At 72.2% G+C, this 15,307-nt stretch carries 12 protein-coding genes; 4 read left to right on the top strand and 8 right to left on the bottom strand.

Annotation, left to right across the window (positions count from 1 at the left end):
• Positions 1-499: 499 nt before the first annotated feature.
• A complete protein-coding gene (locus AHOG_RS18420) occupies positions 500-700 on the bottom strand; it encodes a cold-shock protein (RefSeq protein WP_093942468.1) in 201 nt (66 codons plus the stop codon).
• Between the two features lie 562 nt (positions 701-1,262).
• Here AHOG_RS18420 and AHOG_RS18415 point away from each other — a divergent pair.
• Together AHOG_RS18415 and AHOG_RS18410 are read left to right on the top strand one after the other, a co-directional pair.
• Positions 1,263-1,685: a helix-turn-helix domain-containing protein gene (locus AHOG_RS18415; RefSeq protein ID WP_093942467.1), complete on the top strand. Its 423-nt coding sequence runs from the start codon at positions 1,263-1,265 to the stop codon at positions 1,683-1,685.
• A 10-nt stretch (positions 1,686-1,695) separates the two neighbouring features.
• The gene (locus tag AHOG_RS18410) at positions 1,696-2,115 is read left to right on the top strand and encodes a VOC family protein (RefSeq protein WP_093942466.1); all 420 of its coding nucleotides are present in this window, start codon (positions 1,696-1,698) and stop codon (positions 2,113-2,115) included.
• On the opposite strand, the gene AHOG_RS18405 is transcribed toward AHOG_RS18410, so the two are convergent.
• The gene (locus tag AHOG_RS18405; protein ID WP_093942465.1) at positions 2,056-3,036 is read right to left on the bottom strand and encodes a LysR family transcriptional regulator; all 981 of its coding nucleotides are present in this window, start codon (positions 3,034-3,036) and stop codon (positions 2,056-2,058) included. The genes AHOG_RS18410 and AHOG_RS18405 overlap by 60 nt on opposite strands.
• A 72-nt stretch (positions 3,037-3,108) precedes the next feature.
• Between AHOG_RS18405 and AHOG_RS18400 the strand changes: the two genes are divergently transcribed.
• Positions 3,109-3,501, top strand: coding sequence for a RidA family protein (locus AHOG_RS18400; RefSeq protein WP_093942464.1), 393 nt, complete (start codon positions 3,109-3,111; stop codon positions 3,499-3,501).
• Between the two features lie 248 nt (positions 3,502-3,749).
• On the opposite strand, the gene AHOG_RS18395 is transcribed toward AHOG_RS18400, so the two are convergent.
• The 4 genes from AHOG_RS18395 to AHOG_RS18380 all read right to left on the bottom strand — a co-directional run bounded on the left by AHOG_RS18395 (position 3,750) and on the right by AHOG_RS18380 (position 9,521).
• Positions 3,750-4,553 (bottom strand): exonuclease domain-containing protein, encoded by an 804-nt coding sequence (locus tag AHOG_RS18395; RefSeq protein WP_093944577.1) that lies wholly within the window; start codon positions 4,551-4,553, stop codon positions 3,750-3,752.
• A gap of 376 nt (positions 4,554-4,929) precedes the next feature.
• Positions 4,930-5,142 (bottom strand): hypothetical protein, encoded by a 213-nt coding sequence (locus AHOG_RS18390; RefSeq protein WP_157736907.1) that lies wholly within the window; start codon positions 5,140-5,142, stop codon positions 4,930-4,932.
• Between the two features lie 4 nt (positions 5,143-5,146).
• The gene (locus AHOG_RS18385) at positions 5,147-5,809 is read right to left on the bottom strand and encodes a DsbA family oxidoreductase (RefSeq protein WP_093944576.1); all 663 of its coding nucleotides are present in this window, start codon (positions 5,807-5,809) and stop codon (positions 5,147-5,149) included.
• Between the two features lie 430 nt (positions 5,810-6,239).
• Positions 6,240-9,521 (bottom strand): alpha-L-rhamnosidase, encoded by a 3,282-nt coding sequence (locus AHOG_RS18380; protein WP_093942462.1) that lies wholly within the window; start codon positions 9,519-9,521, stop codon positions 6,240-6,242.
• Positions 9,522-10,012: 491 nt separating this feature from the next.
• Between AHOG_RS18380 and AHOG_RS18375 the strand changes: the two genes are divergently transcribed.
• Positions 10,013-11,212, top strand: coding sequence for a phosphotransferase (locus tag AHOG_RS18375; RefSeq protein WP_211290443.1), 1,200 nt, complete (start codon positions 10,013-10,015; stop codon positions 11,210-11,212).
• Between the two features lie 168 nt (positions 11,213-11,380).
• Here AHOG_RS18375 and AHOG_RS18370 read toward each other — a convergent pair whose 3' ends face one another.
• Together AHOG_RS18370 and AHOG_RS18365 are read right to left on the bottom strand one after the other, a co-directional pair.
• Positions 11,381-13,831 carry a glycoside hydrolase family 65 protein gene (locus tag AHOG_RS18370; protein WP_093942460.1) on the bottom strand — a complete coding sequence of 817 codons (2,451 nt, stop codon included), beginning with the start codon at positions 13,829-13,831 and terminating at the stop codon, positions 11,381-11,383.
• On the bottom strand, positions 13,828-14,820 hold the full coding sequence (locus AHOG_RS18365) for an HAD family hydrolase (RefSeq protein ID WP_093942459.1): 993 nt from the start codon (positions 14,818-14,820) through the stop codon (positions 13,828-13,830). The genes AHOG_RS18370 and AHOG_RS18365 overlap by 4 nt, the downstream gene beginning before the upstream one ends.
• Positions 14,821-15,307: the final 487 nt, after the last annotated feature.

Genomic DNA, 15,307 nt, shown 5'->3' with positions numbered 1-15,307 from the left:
GCTGGACGACTCGTCGACCGCACCGCCACCGCGGCGACGGTGATCTGTTCAGGCCGACACGACGACTCGTCCGCCGAGGGTGTGCCGTGGACGGAGTCGGGCGCGCGGCGGCCGGTGAGGGCGGTTCGGAATCGGCACCAGGGGGCTCTGGGCTCTCAGGGGATTCGCGGCGTCACCGCCTGCTTCGGCGTCACCGCCTGCCGCGGGGGCGGGCGTCGAGGCGTCGCGTGTCAGCGGGGTGCGAGCGAGTGGGTGCCTGCTCGCGGGTGGTCGGCCTGCCCCCGCGGCTCGGGAGCGGTCCGGCGGCTTCGTGCATCGCCACGGTCGCCTCGCCACGGCCGGCCGACGCATCGCCACGGTCGGCCGACGCAGGGCCTGCCTCGGCTGCCCGGCAGCGGGTCGGCAGACGACGCTGCCCCCGGTCCGAGCGGACCGGGGGCAGCGAATCTCGACGTTCTCAGCGATCGCGTCGCCGGGGACCGTCCGAGGAAGGCGGTTCTCAGACCGCGCGGACGCTCACGGCCTGCGGGCCCTTCGGGCCCTGGTTGATCTCGAACTCGACGGGCTGGTTCTCCTCCAGCGTGCGGTAGCCGTTACCGTCGATCTCCGAGTAGTGGACGAACACGTCGGGGCCGCTCTCCTGAGCGATGAAGCCGAAGCCCTTCTCCGCGTTGAACCACTTGACTGTTCCCTGTGCCATGTCTGCTCCTTCTCAAGGCCAAACGGGTCCGCACCGTGCGGCGCCCGGGTCGGGTCTCAGACGGCGACTTCTCCAGCTTGGCCTGCAAGGAAAGAGACGGCGCGCCCGCAACATCGTTTCCGCGAGCGTGGTGAAACACGAACACAAAACTGACGACCAACCTGTCCAACTAGATCGGCAGCCCGATTGTTCCCCACGACGTCCTGAAGTGTCGCACGTCACGATCACTCCGGCAGCGGTGCGGCGGCGAATTCACGGTCCGCGTCCGCGCCGCTCCGGCGAGCGGCGGGATACCCGCAGGTCAGAGGCCGACGGATGTGGGAGTGGACGGTGTGGCCTGCCGTGCCCAAGGTGCCGCGACCTCCTTCGGAGCGGGCCGGCCGGCGAGCCGAGGCCGACGCCGCGGCCGGTCGCCGAGGCAGCCGGACCGGGCAGGCCCGGCGGCCGAGCCTGCTCGCTCGCGCCGCCCCGCCTGCCCGGGCTCGCGGGGACGTGGCGGGGACCCGGCGGCCTCGTCATCGCGGTGCGGACGATCGTCGGTCGGCCATGGTCCACTCCGGCCATGAGTCGTGCCGTGGAGGAGTCCAACCGCAGGATGCTGCGGGTTCGAGACCGGATGGACCGGTGCTACGCGCAGCCGTCGGACCTCGCCGCGCTGGCCCGTTCCGTGCACGTCTCCCGGACGTACCTCATCCGCGCCTTCCGGGCGACCTTCGGCGAGACGCCCCACCAGTATCTGCGGCGTAGGCGGGTGGAACGTTCCATGGACCTGCTGCGCGAGACCGACCGCGGCGTGACGGAGATCTGCATGGCTGTGGGCTTCACGAGCCTCGGCACGTTCAGCCGGACGTTCCGCGACATCGTCGGCGAGTCGCCCACCGACTACCGACGTCGGGTCGGCCGGCTGCCCGTCCCGACGTGCTTCGCGAAGTCCTGGTTGCGACCGAGTCCTTTCGGAGAAGCCTCCGGCGACGTCGCCGAATAGCGTTCCTCCCATGTTCACCGCGATCACCCAGTCCCAGATCTACGTCCTCGACCAGGACGAGGCCCGCACGTTCTACGTGGACGTCCTGGGCCTCGACCTGCATACCGACACCGACCTCGGCCTCATGCGCTGGCTCACCGTCACGGCTCCCGGCGAGCCGGGCAGGCAGATCCTCCTGGAGAAGCCCGGCCCGCCGTCGATGGACGAGTCGACCGCCGAACAGGTGCGGGAGCTCGTCACCAAGGGCGCGATGGGCGGCTGGCTCATGCTGACCACCGACGACTGTCACGCCACCTACGAGAAGCTCCTCGCCAAGGGCGTCGAGTTCACCGACGAGCCGACCGAGAAGCCCTACGGCGTCGACTGCGGGCTACGGGACCCGTTCGGCAACCGCATCCGCTTCGGGCAGCTGTACACCCCGAGCGGCTGAGGCGGCGGCCCGCGTGGCGTCAGCCGCTGGGCGCACGGCTGCCAGGAGGCCGGTGACCAGCGGGTTTCGGTCGTCTGCTCGCCAGGCGACCGCGACGCGGGTGCGTACCGTGTCGGGATCGACGCGCCGGAAGGCGACGCCCTTCATCCGGATGCGGCGGATGCTCGCCGGGGCCAGCGACACCCCGAGCCCGGTCTCCACCAGGGCGCAGACGGTCTGCCATTCCACCGCGTGCTGCGCGATCTCGGGAGCGAAGCCCGCCGCCGTGCACAGGCCGATGATCTGATCGTGCAGTCGGGGCCCGACCGCACGGGGCAGCAGCACGAACGGATGATCCGCGAGCGCCGCGACCGGAACGGTTCGGCGGTCGGCGAGTGGATGCCCGGCAGGCAGCACGGCGACGAAGGGCTCGGTGAGCACGGTCGTGAACCCGAGCCCGGCGGCCTCGTCCTCGGGCGGTGGCTCCCGAAGAAGACCGATGTCGACGGCCCCGTCCTGGAGGGCGGCGAGCTGCGGGGTGGTGGTCATCTCACGGATGTCCAGTGTCACCCCGGGCGAGCGCTCGCGGAAGGCGCGGAGCAGACCGGGCAGCACGGTCAGGGCGAGGGACGCGGCGAACCCGATGCGCAGCGTCCCCGCCGTGCCGCTGCCGACCGCCCGCGCCGCGGCCAGCCCGTCCGCGAGGCCGGCCAGCGCCAGTCTCGCGGCGGGCAGCAGCTCCCGACCCGCGGGCGTCAGCGTGACGCGCCCCGGCTCGCGACACAGCAGCCGGTGGCCGACCCTGTCCTCCAGCCTGCGGATCTGCTGGCTCAGCGGCGGTTGGGCGATGCCCAGCCGCGTGGCGGCGTGGCCGAAGTGCAGCTCCTCGGCGAGTACGACGAAGGCATGCAGCTGGGGCAGCGGGAGTTCGGGACGATCCATATCTCCAGAGATATCAGAACGGTGATTCAGAGCTATTAGACGTATCGGGCGCGGCGGCTTAGCGTTCGGCGCATGACAGAACGACGCGCGATCCCGAGCGGCTCGACCTTCGAGGAGCAGATCGGGTACGCCCGTGCCGTGGTCGACGGCGACTGGGTGCACGTGTCCGGTACGACCGGGTTCGACTACACCACGATGACGATCTCCGACGACGTCGTGGAGCAGGCGCGGCAGTGCCTGCGCAACATCGAGTCCGCGCTCGCCGAGGCGGGGTGCACCGTCGCCGACGTCGTGCGCGTGCGATACCTGCTGCCCGACCGCGCGGACTTCGAGCCCTGCTGGCCCGTGCTGCGTCGCTGCTTCGGCGAGGTCCGCCCCGCCGCCACGATGCTGGTGTGCGGCCTGGCCGACCCCCGGATGAAGATCGAGATCGAGGTGTGCGCGCGGCGACGCGACACCCGGTGAGGTCCGTTCCGCCCGACCCGTGAGCACGTCGCCGCGTCGCCGTGCAGGGGGACGACACAGGATCATCGCGGGGTGGAACCTACTCGGCGACGGAGCCGAGCGGACTCCGCCGGTCACCCGCCGCAGGCCGTCCCCGCCGTACGACGCCCCTGCCTTAGGGCGGCCGTGACACGGCACCACGGCATCGCATCGGCCGTGTCCGACACCGCCGCCCCGCGATGCCTGGCACGCCGCAGGCCGGCCCGCCGCTAGCCCGCCGCCGACACCTCGACGGGCGCCGTCGCCTCGACGGGCGCCGTCACCCGACGCAGCGGCCAGTGATCGGCGGTGGAGCGGACGTCGGCGGCGCGACCGCGCAGCTGCTCGGCCTCGGCCGGGTCGGCCTCGCGGCCGGCGAGCTTGTCCAGGTAGTCGGCGAAGCCGGTGGTCTGCGTCCGATACCAGCCCGCCTGCCGGGTGTGCAGCTCCGCCAGATCGACGGTGCCGATCTGCTCCGGGTGGCTCCTGGCGAGTCGCCAGGCCAGCCGGGCGCAGGCGAGCGCGTCGCCGGTGGAGCTGTGGGCGTCCTCCAGCCGCACCTGATGGTGCTCGCAGAGGGCGCTCAGGGTGCGCTTTCCCCTGCGATAGCGGTCCAGATGCTTGTCGATGCACATCGGGTCGATCACCGGGCCGCCGAGCACCAGGTCGCGCCCGTGGTGGCGGCGCAGTTCGGCGTCCAGCAGCGACAGGTCGAAGCCCGCGTTGAAGACGCACAGCGGCGTGGTGGGGGACCAGACCCGGGCCAGGGTGTCGGCGATCTCGGCCACCACCGTCGCCGCGTCCCGGCCGTGGGCGCGGGCGTGTTCGGTGCTGATCCCGTGGACCTCGGCCGCCGCCGACGGGATCTCCACCCCGGGATCGGCCAGCCAGCTCGACACGACCGGCTCCGCGCCGGGAACGATGGCGACGATGGTCGCGGTGACGAGTCTGTCGGTCGCCGTGTCCACCCCCGTCGTCTCCAGATCGAAGGCTGTCAGCGGACCGTCGGACCAGGACATGCCGGATCGGATCATGCACCGAAGGTAGCGGATCATCCCGACGGTCCACACCGGCCGGACGGGCGGCGGTCGAGTGATCCGCACCGGTCCTGGTGCGTGACCGGCGGCTTCGTCGGCGTCGACGTCGTGTCTCGGCGCGGCCGCTGAAGGACGTCTCGGCGGCGGCACCGGGACCATGCCGACGCCGGGTGCCGCGCAGCCGGGCGGTGCGGCGGTCGCAGGCGGGCGGGCGACGATCGGCTCGCCGCACGCTCGCGTCGACCCGGGGACATCCGGCGGATCGCGGGCGATGCGAAGATCCGCCGCCCCCGAGTCGGGCAGATCTGCCCGCGACCCAGGCCGTCACACGCGGTCCCTCGGCCGGCGGCGCCGCCGGCCTGCCCCTAGCCGATCACGACGTCGGCGGTCCGTCCGCCGCACCGGACGACAGGTCCGAGGAAGCCGGGATCAGACACTCGTCGCCCTCGCAGGCCTGCCCGCCTGCGTCGCCGAACAGCCGCAGCGGCGCGCCGGCCGCGGCGAGCGGTCGTGTCGAGGTGGTCGTCGAGTCCACCGCCGGGTCCACCGCCGGGACGGCCTTCGATCCGCTCGTCTCGTCGGCCATGCCCTCACCCACCGCCCGCTCGCACGGTGCGCAGGACCTCGACGAAGGCCTCGGACTCCTGCGCACCCGAGACCCCGTACCGTCCGTCGATCACGAAGAAGGGCACACCCTGGATGCCGTACTGCCGCGCCAGCCGGAGATCCTGTTCCACGGCGTCCTCGTACTCGTCGCTCGCGAGCACGGCCGACACCCGGTCCCGATCGAGGCCGACCTCGACGGCCAGTGCGAGCAGCTCCTCGTCGCGTCCGACGTTGCGGCCCTGTTCGAAGTGGGCGCTCAACAGGCGTTCCTTGAGCTCGGCCTGCACACCGGTCTCCTTGGCGTGGTGGAGCAGCCGGTGCGCCTTGCGGGTGTTGGAGTGTCGGACGGCCGGCATGTCGTAGGCGAGCCCCTCCGCCGCGGCGATGTCGGTCACCTGCCGCAACCGCTGCTCGACCTGGTCGGCGGGCATCCCCCGACTGCGGTGCAGGTACTCGGCGCTGGTGCCCTCGAAGTCGACCGGGGTGTCCGGGGCCAGTTCGTAGCTGCGGTACTCGACCAGCACGTTCTCGCCCGCCTGCGCGACCGCCGCCTCGAAGCGGCGCTTGCCGATGTAGCACCAGGGGCAGTTGATGTCGGAGAAGATGTCGACCTTGAGGGCTTCATTCGGGGGGACGGGTTCACTCATGGACGGTGCGACTCCGTTCACGGGGTGGGGACGGCCGATCCGCAGGTGGCGCGGAGCGGGCGCACCGCGACGGTGTCGTCGCCGCGGTCGCCGGACGTCTGTCCCAACGCGCCCGGATGCCGATTGCTTCCCGCCGCCACGACAGCGGGTCGGCGTCACGACAGCGGGCCGCCGTCGCGACAGCGGGTCGGCGCCAAGCCGGTCTCGCCGTCCGGGGACGACCGTCGTCGCGGCCGTCGCGATCCGCCGCCTGGGGGCTCGCCGTGGTGCGGTCGCTGAGGCCGGCGGGATCCCCGGTGACGCGGTGACGCGGTGCCACAGCGACCCGACGGCCCGGTCCGACGGCCCGACGACACAGCGATCCGACGATCCGATGACCCGACGGTCGCATCGACCCGACCCGCCGGCCCGAGCCGCCGAGGACCGAGCCTCAGCCGACCCGGCTGGTGAACTCCCAGGCGCCGTGGTCGACGCGCAGTACCGCGTGGCCGTCCTCCATGCGGAGGAACGCCGCCGCGGGTGTGCTGTCGACGTCCTCGGCGCTCTCGGCGGGCACGTGCACCTCGGCGGAGACGCCGACGGGGACACGGACCCGCAGGATCAGGCCGGGGTCCGCCCGTTCCCACGCGACGGCGGCCGTTCCCCGCACCGTGTCGAGCGAGACACGCGCCCAGTCGACCCCGACCCGCGCGTCCGGCCGCACCACGAGGGTCCGGCACCCGTCGTCGCCGGGACGCAGCCCCGCCACGTTCTCGTAGAGCCACTGCACGACCGTGCCCTGGAAGTAGTGGTCGCGAGATCGGGAGTCGATCTCCCACATCTCCCACATGGTGTCGGCGCCGTTGTCGAACCAGTGGCCCCAGCTCGGGTAGTCGCGTCGCGTGGCGACGGCGTGGGCGAGCTCGGAGTGACCGTGGGCACTGAGCACGGGCAGCAGCACGCTCGTCCCCAGACAACCGGTGTTCAGATGATCGCCTCGGGCTCGGATGTCGGCCACCAGCGAGGCCAGCACCGATGCCTCGGACTCGGGCGGCACCAGCCCGAAGGCCAGCGGAACGGCGTTGGAGCTCTGCCGGTACTCGGGATCGCGGTCGGTGCGATAGTGCCCCTGGGGACCGAGGAAGGCGGCGTTCAACGCGACGCGGCAGCGTTCGGCCGTCGTCCGGTACCGCTCGGCGGCCTCGGACCTGCCCAGCCGCTCGCCCAGTTCGGCGGCGTGGCGGAGCGCGCGGCACAGATACGCCGTCGCGGTCAGCCGGGTGTCCTCCGGCGGGATGCCCGACTGATAGCCGGGCGGGAGCCAGTCGCCCAACGCGGTGATCGCCAGGTCGTCGACCAGCCGATCGATCTCCCAGTCCAGATACCGGGCCAGCGAGTCCCAGTGCCGGGCGACGAGCCGGTCGTCGGCGTAGACGCGGTACATCTCCCGCAGCAGGAACGGGTACACCGTCGTCCACTCCGGCGAGGGGGCGAGATTCGTGTAGCCCCAGCCGCTGCTGGGCACGATCACCGGCACCGCGCCGTCGGCGTTCTGGCTGTCGGCGATGTCGCCGATCCACTTGCCGAGGAAGCGGGACAGGTCGAAGGCGAACAGCATCGTGGGCGCCGCGACCTGGACGTCGCCGGTCCAGCCGTTCTTCTCGAACATGGGCGTGTCGGTGGGCAGGCCGTGGAAGTTGTTCAGCAGCGTCCGCCGCATCGCCCGGTCCAGCTGTTCGTAGAACGGCTCGGAACACCCGAAGCGGCCTGCCTCGGGAACGGCGCTGTGCACGAGTCGGCCGAGCACCTGCTCCGGGCTCGGCGGCTCGGGCAGCCCGGTGACCTCGACGTATCGGAATCCCTTGTAGGAGAACCGGGGCTCCCAGACCTCCGTTCCGCCGCCCGCGCAGACGTACTCGTCGAACTGGTGTCGGCCTGGCACGTGACCGTTCGTACCGATCACCCGGCCGTCGTCGTCGAGCTGTTCGCCGTGTTCCAACCCGATCCTGGTGCCTGCGGGCGCCCGGACCGACAGCCGCGTCCAGCCCGCCATCGTCCGGCCCATGTCCACGACGTGGACGCCGGGACTCGGCTCGGTGATGCCGACGGGACGGATGGTCGCGAGCACCTCGATCGGCTCGTGCTGCTGGGCCGACAGCCTGCCTGCCGGCGCGGACACCACGGCCGGGGTCGGCCAGTCGCCGTCGTCGAAGCCGGGCGAGGACCAGCCCGGCCTCGCGAGCCTGGCGTCGTAGGTCTCGCCCGCGAACTGCGAGTTCGACACCGTGGGCCCCTCGGCGATCCGCCAGTCGGCGTCGGTGCCGACGATGGTCCGGCTGCCGTCGGCATGGTCGACGTCGAGTCGCGCGAGCAGCCGCGGCTCGCCGTGCCACGGCGGGGTGTGCCAGTTCCACACGTTGGGCGTGGTCATCCCGTAGAAGCCCCTGCCGAGGGTGACGCCGAGGGCGTTGTCGCCGACATGCAGCAGGTCGGTGACGTCGTGGACGGTGTACAACACGGTCTCGTCGTAGTTCGTGAACCCCGGATCGAGGACCTGGGTGCCGACGCGGCGACCGTTGACCTCGGCCTCGTAGTAGGCGAGTCCGCTGACGTAGAGCCGGGCGCGGGTCACCGGGCCGGGCAGGGCGAACTCGCGGCGCAGCAGCGGCGCGGGTCGCTCCGGGCCGCTCACGTCGACGCCGTCGCCCCATGGTCCCTCGCCGTACGCGGCCAGCACGGCCGCCGCGGACCAGGTTCCGTCCTCGACGTCCGGATCGGTGACGTCGTCCGGTTCGACGTCGGTGACCTGCCAGCCCGCGCCGCTGGTGAGCTCGGCGGTCTCTCCGTCGGACAGTTCGATCAGGAGCCGCAGCAGCAGTCCGGCGGGGTTCACGTCGGGTCCGGGCCGGTTGTGGGCCACGACGGCGACTCGCACGTGCTCGCCGGCCGCGCGGACCGCCTCGGTGCAGTCGGCGAGCCGCGCCCGCCGCCACGTGTCGACCTGTTCCGGGGCGTGCAACACCCGTGCGCCGCCCAGGTACAGGGTGAAGTCGTCGTCCGCGGTGGCGACGATGCGGGCGCGGGCGATCTCGGCGCCCGGGGGAAGCCGTAGCTCGCCGTGGAACCAGCGGTCGCCGACCGGCGCCGTCTCGGGCGAGGCGTCGGCCGACCAGATCCACGAGGTGCCGTCCAACGTCGGCGGGGCCTCCGTGGCCGGGGCGCCGATCCAGCGGGCCTGCCAGTCCTCGCCGAGCATCGCGGTCTCCCACCAGCGGACGTCGCTCCAGTCCGATCGGCGGCCCCGGCCGTCCCAGACCCGCACCCGCCAGTGGTAACGGGTGCGGGGGCGCAGCGGCTCGCCCGCGTATTCGACGCCGATCGAGCGATCGGACGCGACCCGGCCGGAGTCCCAGGCCCGGCCGCGCGGCCAGTCGTTCGGATCGGTGGTGACCTGCACCTGGTAGGCGGACTGTCGTGCGCCGTGTCCTTCGGCGGCGGTCACCCACGACAGTCGAGGGGTCGTCACGTCGGTGCCCAGCAGGGTGTCGGCGTACTCGACGGTCGTGCGCTCCACACGCAGCCTGCCCGCCCCGTGCCCGGCCGAGGGTCGTTCGTCGTCGTGCGCGTCGTATGCGGCGGCGGGCGCCGAGGACAGCGACAACGCCGCCACCCCGGCGCCGGTCCCGAGCGCGGACGTGTGCAGGAATCCACGTCGATTCATGCCCTTGCCCATCGACTTCCTCCGTGATCGTCGTCGACTGAGGAGAGAAGGACGGGCCGGCGACCACCCCGTTCTGCCGGTCGACGCGCGCCCGTCGTAGCGAGTCCACTTCGGACCGTAGTCGGATGGTCGCTGGATCGAGTGTTTCACGATGTCCGATTCCGGCCGGCGACGGTCGGCGGCGCGGCTTCGCAGTCGGCTTCGGGTGTCTCGGTCTCGGCTCGGCGGCCCCTGTCGTCGTGCGCCGTGGGAGCAGGATCGCCGCCGCGGCGGCCAGCCGACGCTCGCCACCGCCGTGCGGGCGGCACGCGGCGACCCTGAGGAAGGTCGTCGACGGCGCGGCCGGGCGCCACGCCGCACCCGCCGGCGTCGCCGGGGAACCCGGTTGCGGCGAGCGTGACGGGCCACGAAGATCCGAGAGTCGAACCCCGGATCGCCTCCCGGCGCGTGCGGCGACGGCAGCACGGGACGGCGGTCGAGCAGAAGGAGCGAGGTCCGCCCGAGTGAGCCTGGATTCCGAACGGCATGCGAGCGCCGAGGGGGAGCGGCCTGCGGTCGACCTCGATCGGCTGCGGTCCTGGGTCCTGGCGGACTTCGCCGTCGACCTCACCGCGATCGACTCCGTCGCCGAGGGCGCGGACTCGGCCGCCGAGGTGTGGCAGGGCCTGGCCTCGGACGGCGCGTGTTACGCGGTGAAGTGGAGCGGCGGCGGGAGCCCGGCGGGTCTGATCCTGGCGGCACGGCTCGCGCACCAGGGCATCGCGGGGGTGGTGGGGCCGATCCCGACCCGTGCGGGCCGCTGGTGGAGCGACCGCGAGGGACGCAGGCTGTCCCTCGTCCCGTGGATCTCCCACGAGGCGGCGCTCGGCGGGATGACCCGGCGGCAGTGGATCGCCTACGGTGAGCTGCTCGCCCGGACCCACGCCACCGAGGTCACCGAGACACTGGTCGAGATCCTGCGACAGGAGGACCATCGGACCCACGAGCAGTACGCGGCCGTGGCCCGCTCCGTCGGCCGACGACTCGACGCCGTCGCCGCGGCGCCCGCCGAACCGGGGGCCGACGGTGCGCGATCCCGAGGCGCGTCCGGCGCCCCGAATCTCGCCGCCGAGCCTGCCCGAGGACCGTCCGCCGACGCGACGGCAGATCGTCTCCGGGGCGACCCGCTCGTCCGTTCCCTGGCGACGGGCTGGCAGGCCGCGTCGACGCTCATCGGCGTGCTTCTCGACCAGGCGGAGTCCCTGGCCGCGGAGCTGCGGACCCGGCCGACCCGTCGCGTCGTCTGCCACGGTGACCCGCATCTGGGCAACGTGCTGGCGGCGGGCGATGACGAGGTCTTCCTGCTCGACTGGGACGACGCGGTGCTGGCGCCCCGAGAGCTGGATCTGTTGTTCGTGCTCGGCGGGGTGCTGCCCTTCGCGCAGGTCACGCCGCAGGAGCAGACCTGGTTCTTCGAGGGGTACGGGCCTGTCGAGATCGACCCCGTGCGGCTGGCCTACCACCGCTGCACTCGAGCACTGGAGGATCTGGCCGTGCCCGCCGCCGAGGTGCTCGATCCGCGTCGCCTCAGCGTCGAGGAGCGTGCCGAGGCCTTGGACATCGCGCTGAGCGTCGTCTCGCCCACCGGACTCGCCACCCTGGCCTATGCCGGGCTGCGGGAACTCGGCCGGATCGCGGAGGCGTCTCCCGCGCCGTCCTCCTGACCGATCGACAACCCGACACCCCGGAGCCCGGAGTCGGCGGACCGGGCCTCGCTGCCTCGACGGCAGACGAGCCCGCGTGGTGCGCGCCCGCGCGGACGGGTACGGCGGCGGAACATCGAGCGGCCCGCGGCCCGCGGCACGACGCGAGCGGCGGCGCGTCCGCGCGCGTCACAGTTCGTCGGCGGATGCGGGCGTCGGCCCGCGGCCGGCGTGCGAGGCGGCCCGCGTCGAGAAGTGAACGGTCTCGCCGGGGCCGAGCAGCACGCTCTCCGGGCCGCACACGCATCGGATCGCGGGCCTGCGCGGTCCCGGCGCGGTGCGCACCGTCACGGTGCGGCCGCTCACCCGCACCAGCACCGGCTGGTGGTGGTAGCGGATGGTCAGCTCCAGCACACCGAGCTCGGCGGGCCAGTGCGGGTCCAGTCGCAGCACGCCCTCGCGGACCTCGATGCCCGCGAAACACCGTTGCAGCAGGTCGACGCCGCCGACCATCCCGGCGAGGTGGATGCCCTCCTGGGTCGTGCCCTTCTGAACGTCGTGCAGGTCCGACACGATGGCGCGGTCGAAGAACTCGACGGCACGCGCCCGGTGGCTGCGCGCCAGGACCCAGGCGTGCACCACGGAGCTGAGCGTGGAGCCGTGGGAGGTGCGGCCCAGGTAGTACTCGATGTTCTTCGGGATCTGCTCCCCGGTGAAGTCGTACCCGAGGTCCCGCAGGATCTCGATCAGCTCGTCTGACGACAGCAGGTAGAAGAGCATCAGCACGTCGGCCTGTTTGGAGGCCTGAAAGTCGTTCGGGTCGCGCCCCTCCGCCTCCAGGATGCGGTCCAGCCTGTGGATGTCGGGATAGCGGCGGCGGTAGTCGTCCCAGTCCAGCTCGGCGAGCCGTTCATAGCCTTCGAACTGGCTGATCACCCCGTCGTCGTGGAACGGAACGAACAACTTGCGTGACATGCGGCGCCACCGGTCGATCTCGCGATGCCGCAGCCGCAGCGTCTCCATCAGCTCGTCGCCGCGCTCGGTGGGCAGAACGGTGGTGACGACGTCGACGGCGACCCGGCACAGCCAGGCCGTCATGATGTTGGTGTAGGCGTGATTGTCGATTCCGGGACGGTCTGAGCCCGGATAGGCTGTGTGGTACTCGTCGGGGCCGACCACGCCGCGGATGACGTACCGGTCGCGGCCGTGGTCGTACCGGGCGAGCGACGCGAAGAAGCGGGTGATCTCCAGGATCATCTCCGCTCCGAAGGAGCTGAGGAACTCCTCGTCGCCGGTCGCCTGGTAGTAGTGCCACACGTTGTAGGCGATCGCGATGCCGATGTGGCGCTGGAGATGCGTGTCGTCCCGCAGCCAGCGGCCGGACTCCGGGTTGAGGTGCATGAACTGGCTCTCCTCGCGGCCGTTGCTGCCGCTCTGCCAGGGATACATCGCCCCGGTCAGGCCCTCGCGGCGGGCGGCGAGCCGAGCCTGTGGGAGCCGACGATGGCGATACAGCAGCAGGGACCGGGTCAGGTGCGGGGTGCGCAGCGTGATCGTGGGAAGCACGAACAGCTCATCCCAGAAGACGTGCCCCCGGTAGGCCTCGCCGTGCAGTCCACGCGCCGGGACGCCGACGTCGAGATCCGCGGTGTGCGTCGAGAGCGTCTGCGCCAGGTGGAAGAGGTTGAGGTTCACCGCCTGCCGCGCCTCGACGTCGGCCGACAGGCCGCAGCGGTACCGCGACCACACCTGGTCCCAGGCCAGGACGTGCGTGGCGAGCAGGTCGTCGAACCCCGCCGCGTCCGCCAGGTCGCCGACGGCCTCCTCCCTGGGCTCGGTGGCGGCGAGATCGCGCGAGGTGTGCACCGAGACGATCTTCTCCAGCCGGGCCTGGCGGCCGGGTGTGAGGTCGACGCTCATCTGCTGGGCGATCAGGTCGTCCTGTCTGCACAGGGTGCGCGTCGGCTCGACGACCTCGGCGTCGCACCACACCGTCGAACGGCACGCCTCGGCGACGAGGATGCCGGACTGGCTCGTCCTGGCGTGCAGCAGCACCGTGTCGGGGCGCGCCTCCTCGGTGCCGTGCTCGATCAGATGGCGGCCGTTCAACGCCCGGTAGCGCGCCACGCCGGCGTTGGTGATCCGTCCGTCGATGCCGCTGCGGAAGGTCAGCCGCCCGGACCAGTCCTCGGCCACGATCGTCGTCTCCAGGCCTGCGAGGTGTGGCGAGCCGAGATGGACGAACCGGCGCTGAACCAGCCGGGTGGTGCGTCCTCGCGCATCACGGAAACGAAGTCGGCGCAGTAGCAGTCCGCGCTCCATGTCCAGTTCCTGCTCGTGTTCCAGCAGTTCCGCGGAGTCCGGTGCGAACCACGGCCCGTCGTCGATCCGGAAGGTGAGCAGCAGCCAGTTCGGGAGGTTGACCATCGACTCGTCTTCGATGTCGTGACCGGCGATCCGGCTGGTCACGCGGTTGTAGCAGCCCGCGACATAGGTCCCCGGGTAGTGCACCCCGTCGGCGACGGACTCCGGCGCGGCGCCTCGGGTGGCGAGGTACCCGTTGCCGACGACGCACAGCGCCTCCCGCCTGCCCTCGTCGGCGGGGTCGAAGCCTTCGAACAGCAGTTCCCACGCCGTCACGACGGCCGCCCGCTCCCCGGCCCGGCCGAGCCCGTGCCGGTCGAGCCCGTGCGGCGGCGGCCTGCGGTGGTCGCCGGGCCGCCGCCGTGTCGATCCGGCCTCGCCGGCCCGTCGCCATGCGACGGCTCGACAGGTCCGTCGACGATTTCCTGCCCCCGAGTCTCGCCTGCCGCGGCGTCCCGGCCCGCCCGGCCGGGGCCGGTGGCGGGCCGATCGGCCTCCGCGCAGCCGTGGATCGCCAGTTCGTCGAGGTTCGACACGACGACATGGGCGCCCGCGGCGCGCAGCCGAGAGCCGTCGCCCGCTCGGTCGACGCCCACCACCAGACCGAATGCGCCGCGCCTGCCCGCGAGGACGCCTGCCTCGGCGTCCTCCAGCACGGCGGTCTGGTCGGGCGGGACGCCGAGCAGCTCGGCCGCGGCGAGGAACACGGCGGGATCGGGCTTGCCGGGCAGGTCTCGTCGCGCGGCGAGGAGGCCGTCGACCCGTGCGTCGAAGAGATCGTCGATGCCTGCTCGGGCCAGGACCGCGGCGCAGTTGCGGCTCGCGGAGACCACGGCGACGGTCAGTCCGCATCCACGCAGGGACGTCACCAGCTCGCGCGCGTCGGGGTAGACGTGCACGCCGTCGGCGAGGGCGTGCTGGAAGCAGGCATCCTTCCGTCTGGTCAGGTCGTGCACCGTCTCGGCCGGACCCGCCGCTCGTGTCCCGTCCTCGCGGCCGTCGTCCGGCCCGTCGTCGGGCAGGCGGATCCCGCGGGAGCTCAGGAAGGCCCGGGCGCCGTCCTCTCGCGACCTGCCGTCCACCTCACGCAGGTAGTCCTCCTGGCTGAACGGCCGATGATCCTCGCCCTCGGCGGCGGGACGGGTCGCGAGGAAGTCGTCGAACAGCCGTCGCCAGGCCGCGGCGTGCACTCGTGCGGTGTCCGTGACGACACCGTCGAGGTCGAACAGCGCCGCCGCCACCTCTCGCACGTCGATGCCCGCCATCCACGCCTCCCTCCCCACTGCCGACCGCCGTGCCGACGGCTGCGGCGACCTGCCGCGACGGGGCTCGTCGGACGAGGGGTTCCCCGTTCCGCCTCGGGTACTCCGCCGCCCGGTGATTCCGCGAGCCCGGGACGCGGCCCGATGCGGGGTCCGTCTGGGATCCGTCGGCACGAGGGCCGCCGGAGAACACCTTCGAATACCCCCACGCGGCGGCGCGCGGAATCGATTCGCCTTTTCGTCGAGAAAATTGCCCTGCGATGTCCTCGATATTCCCTCTGCTGTCCACGAGGAACGTCGTCGGATCGTCGGCGGACATCGGCGAGCGACGTTCGTCGACGCGACGTCCGGGCGCGAACCACAGGCCGGAGAGGTCGGTGACCAGGCAGGCAGGGCATCAGCGCAGGCATGTCACGCCCCCGCGACGGCTGTGTTACCTTCCCGTTAACAAGATCATCGAGCACCCCTGCGAACCACCGGCGAGAGAATT

It is taken from the genome of Actinoalloteichus hoggarensis, from assembly GCF_002234535.1.
GTDB lineage: Bacteria > Actinomycetota > Actinomycetes > Mycobacteriales > Pseudonocardiaceae > Actinoalloteichus_A > Actinoalloteichus_A hoggarensis.
The sequence above is the reverse complement of the archived record's forward strand: the minus strand, read 5'-3'. Positions and strand labels throughout refer to the sequence as shown.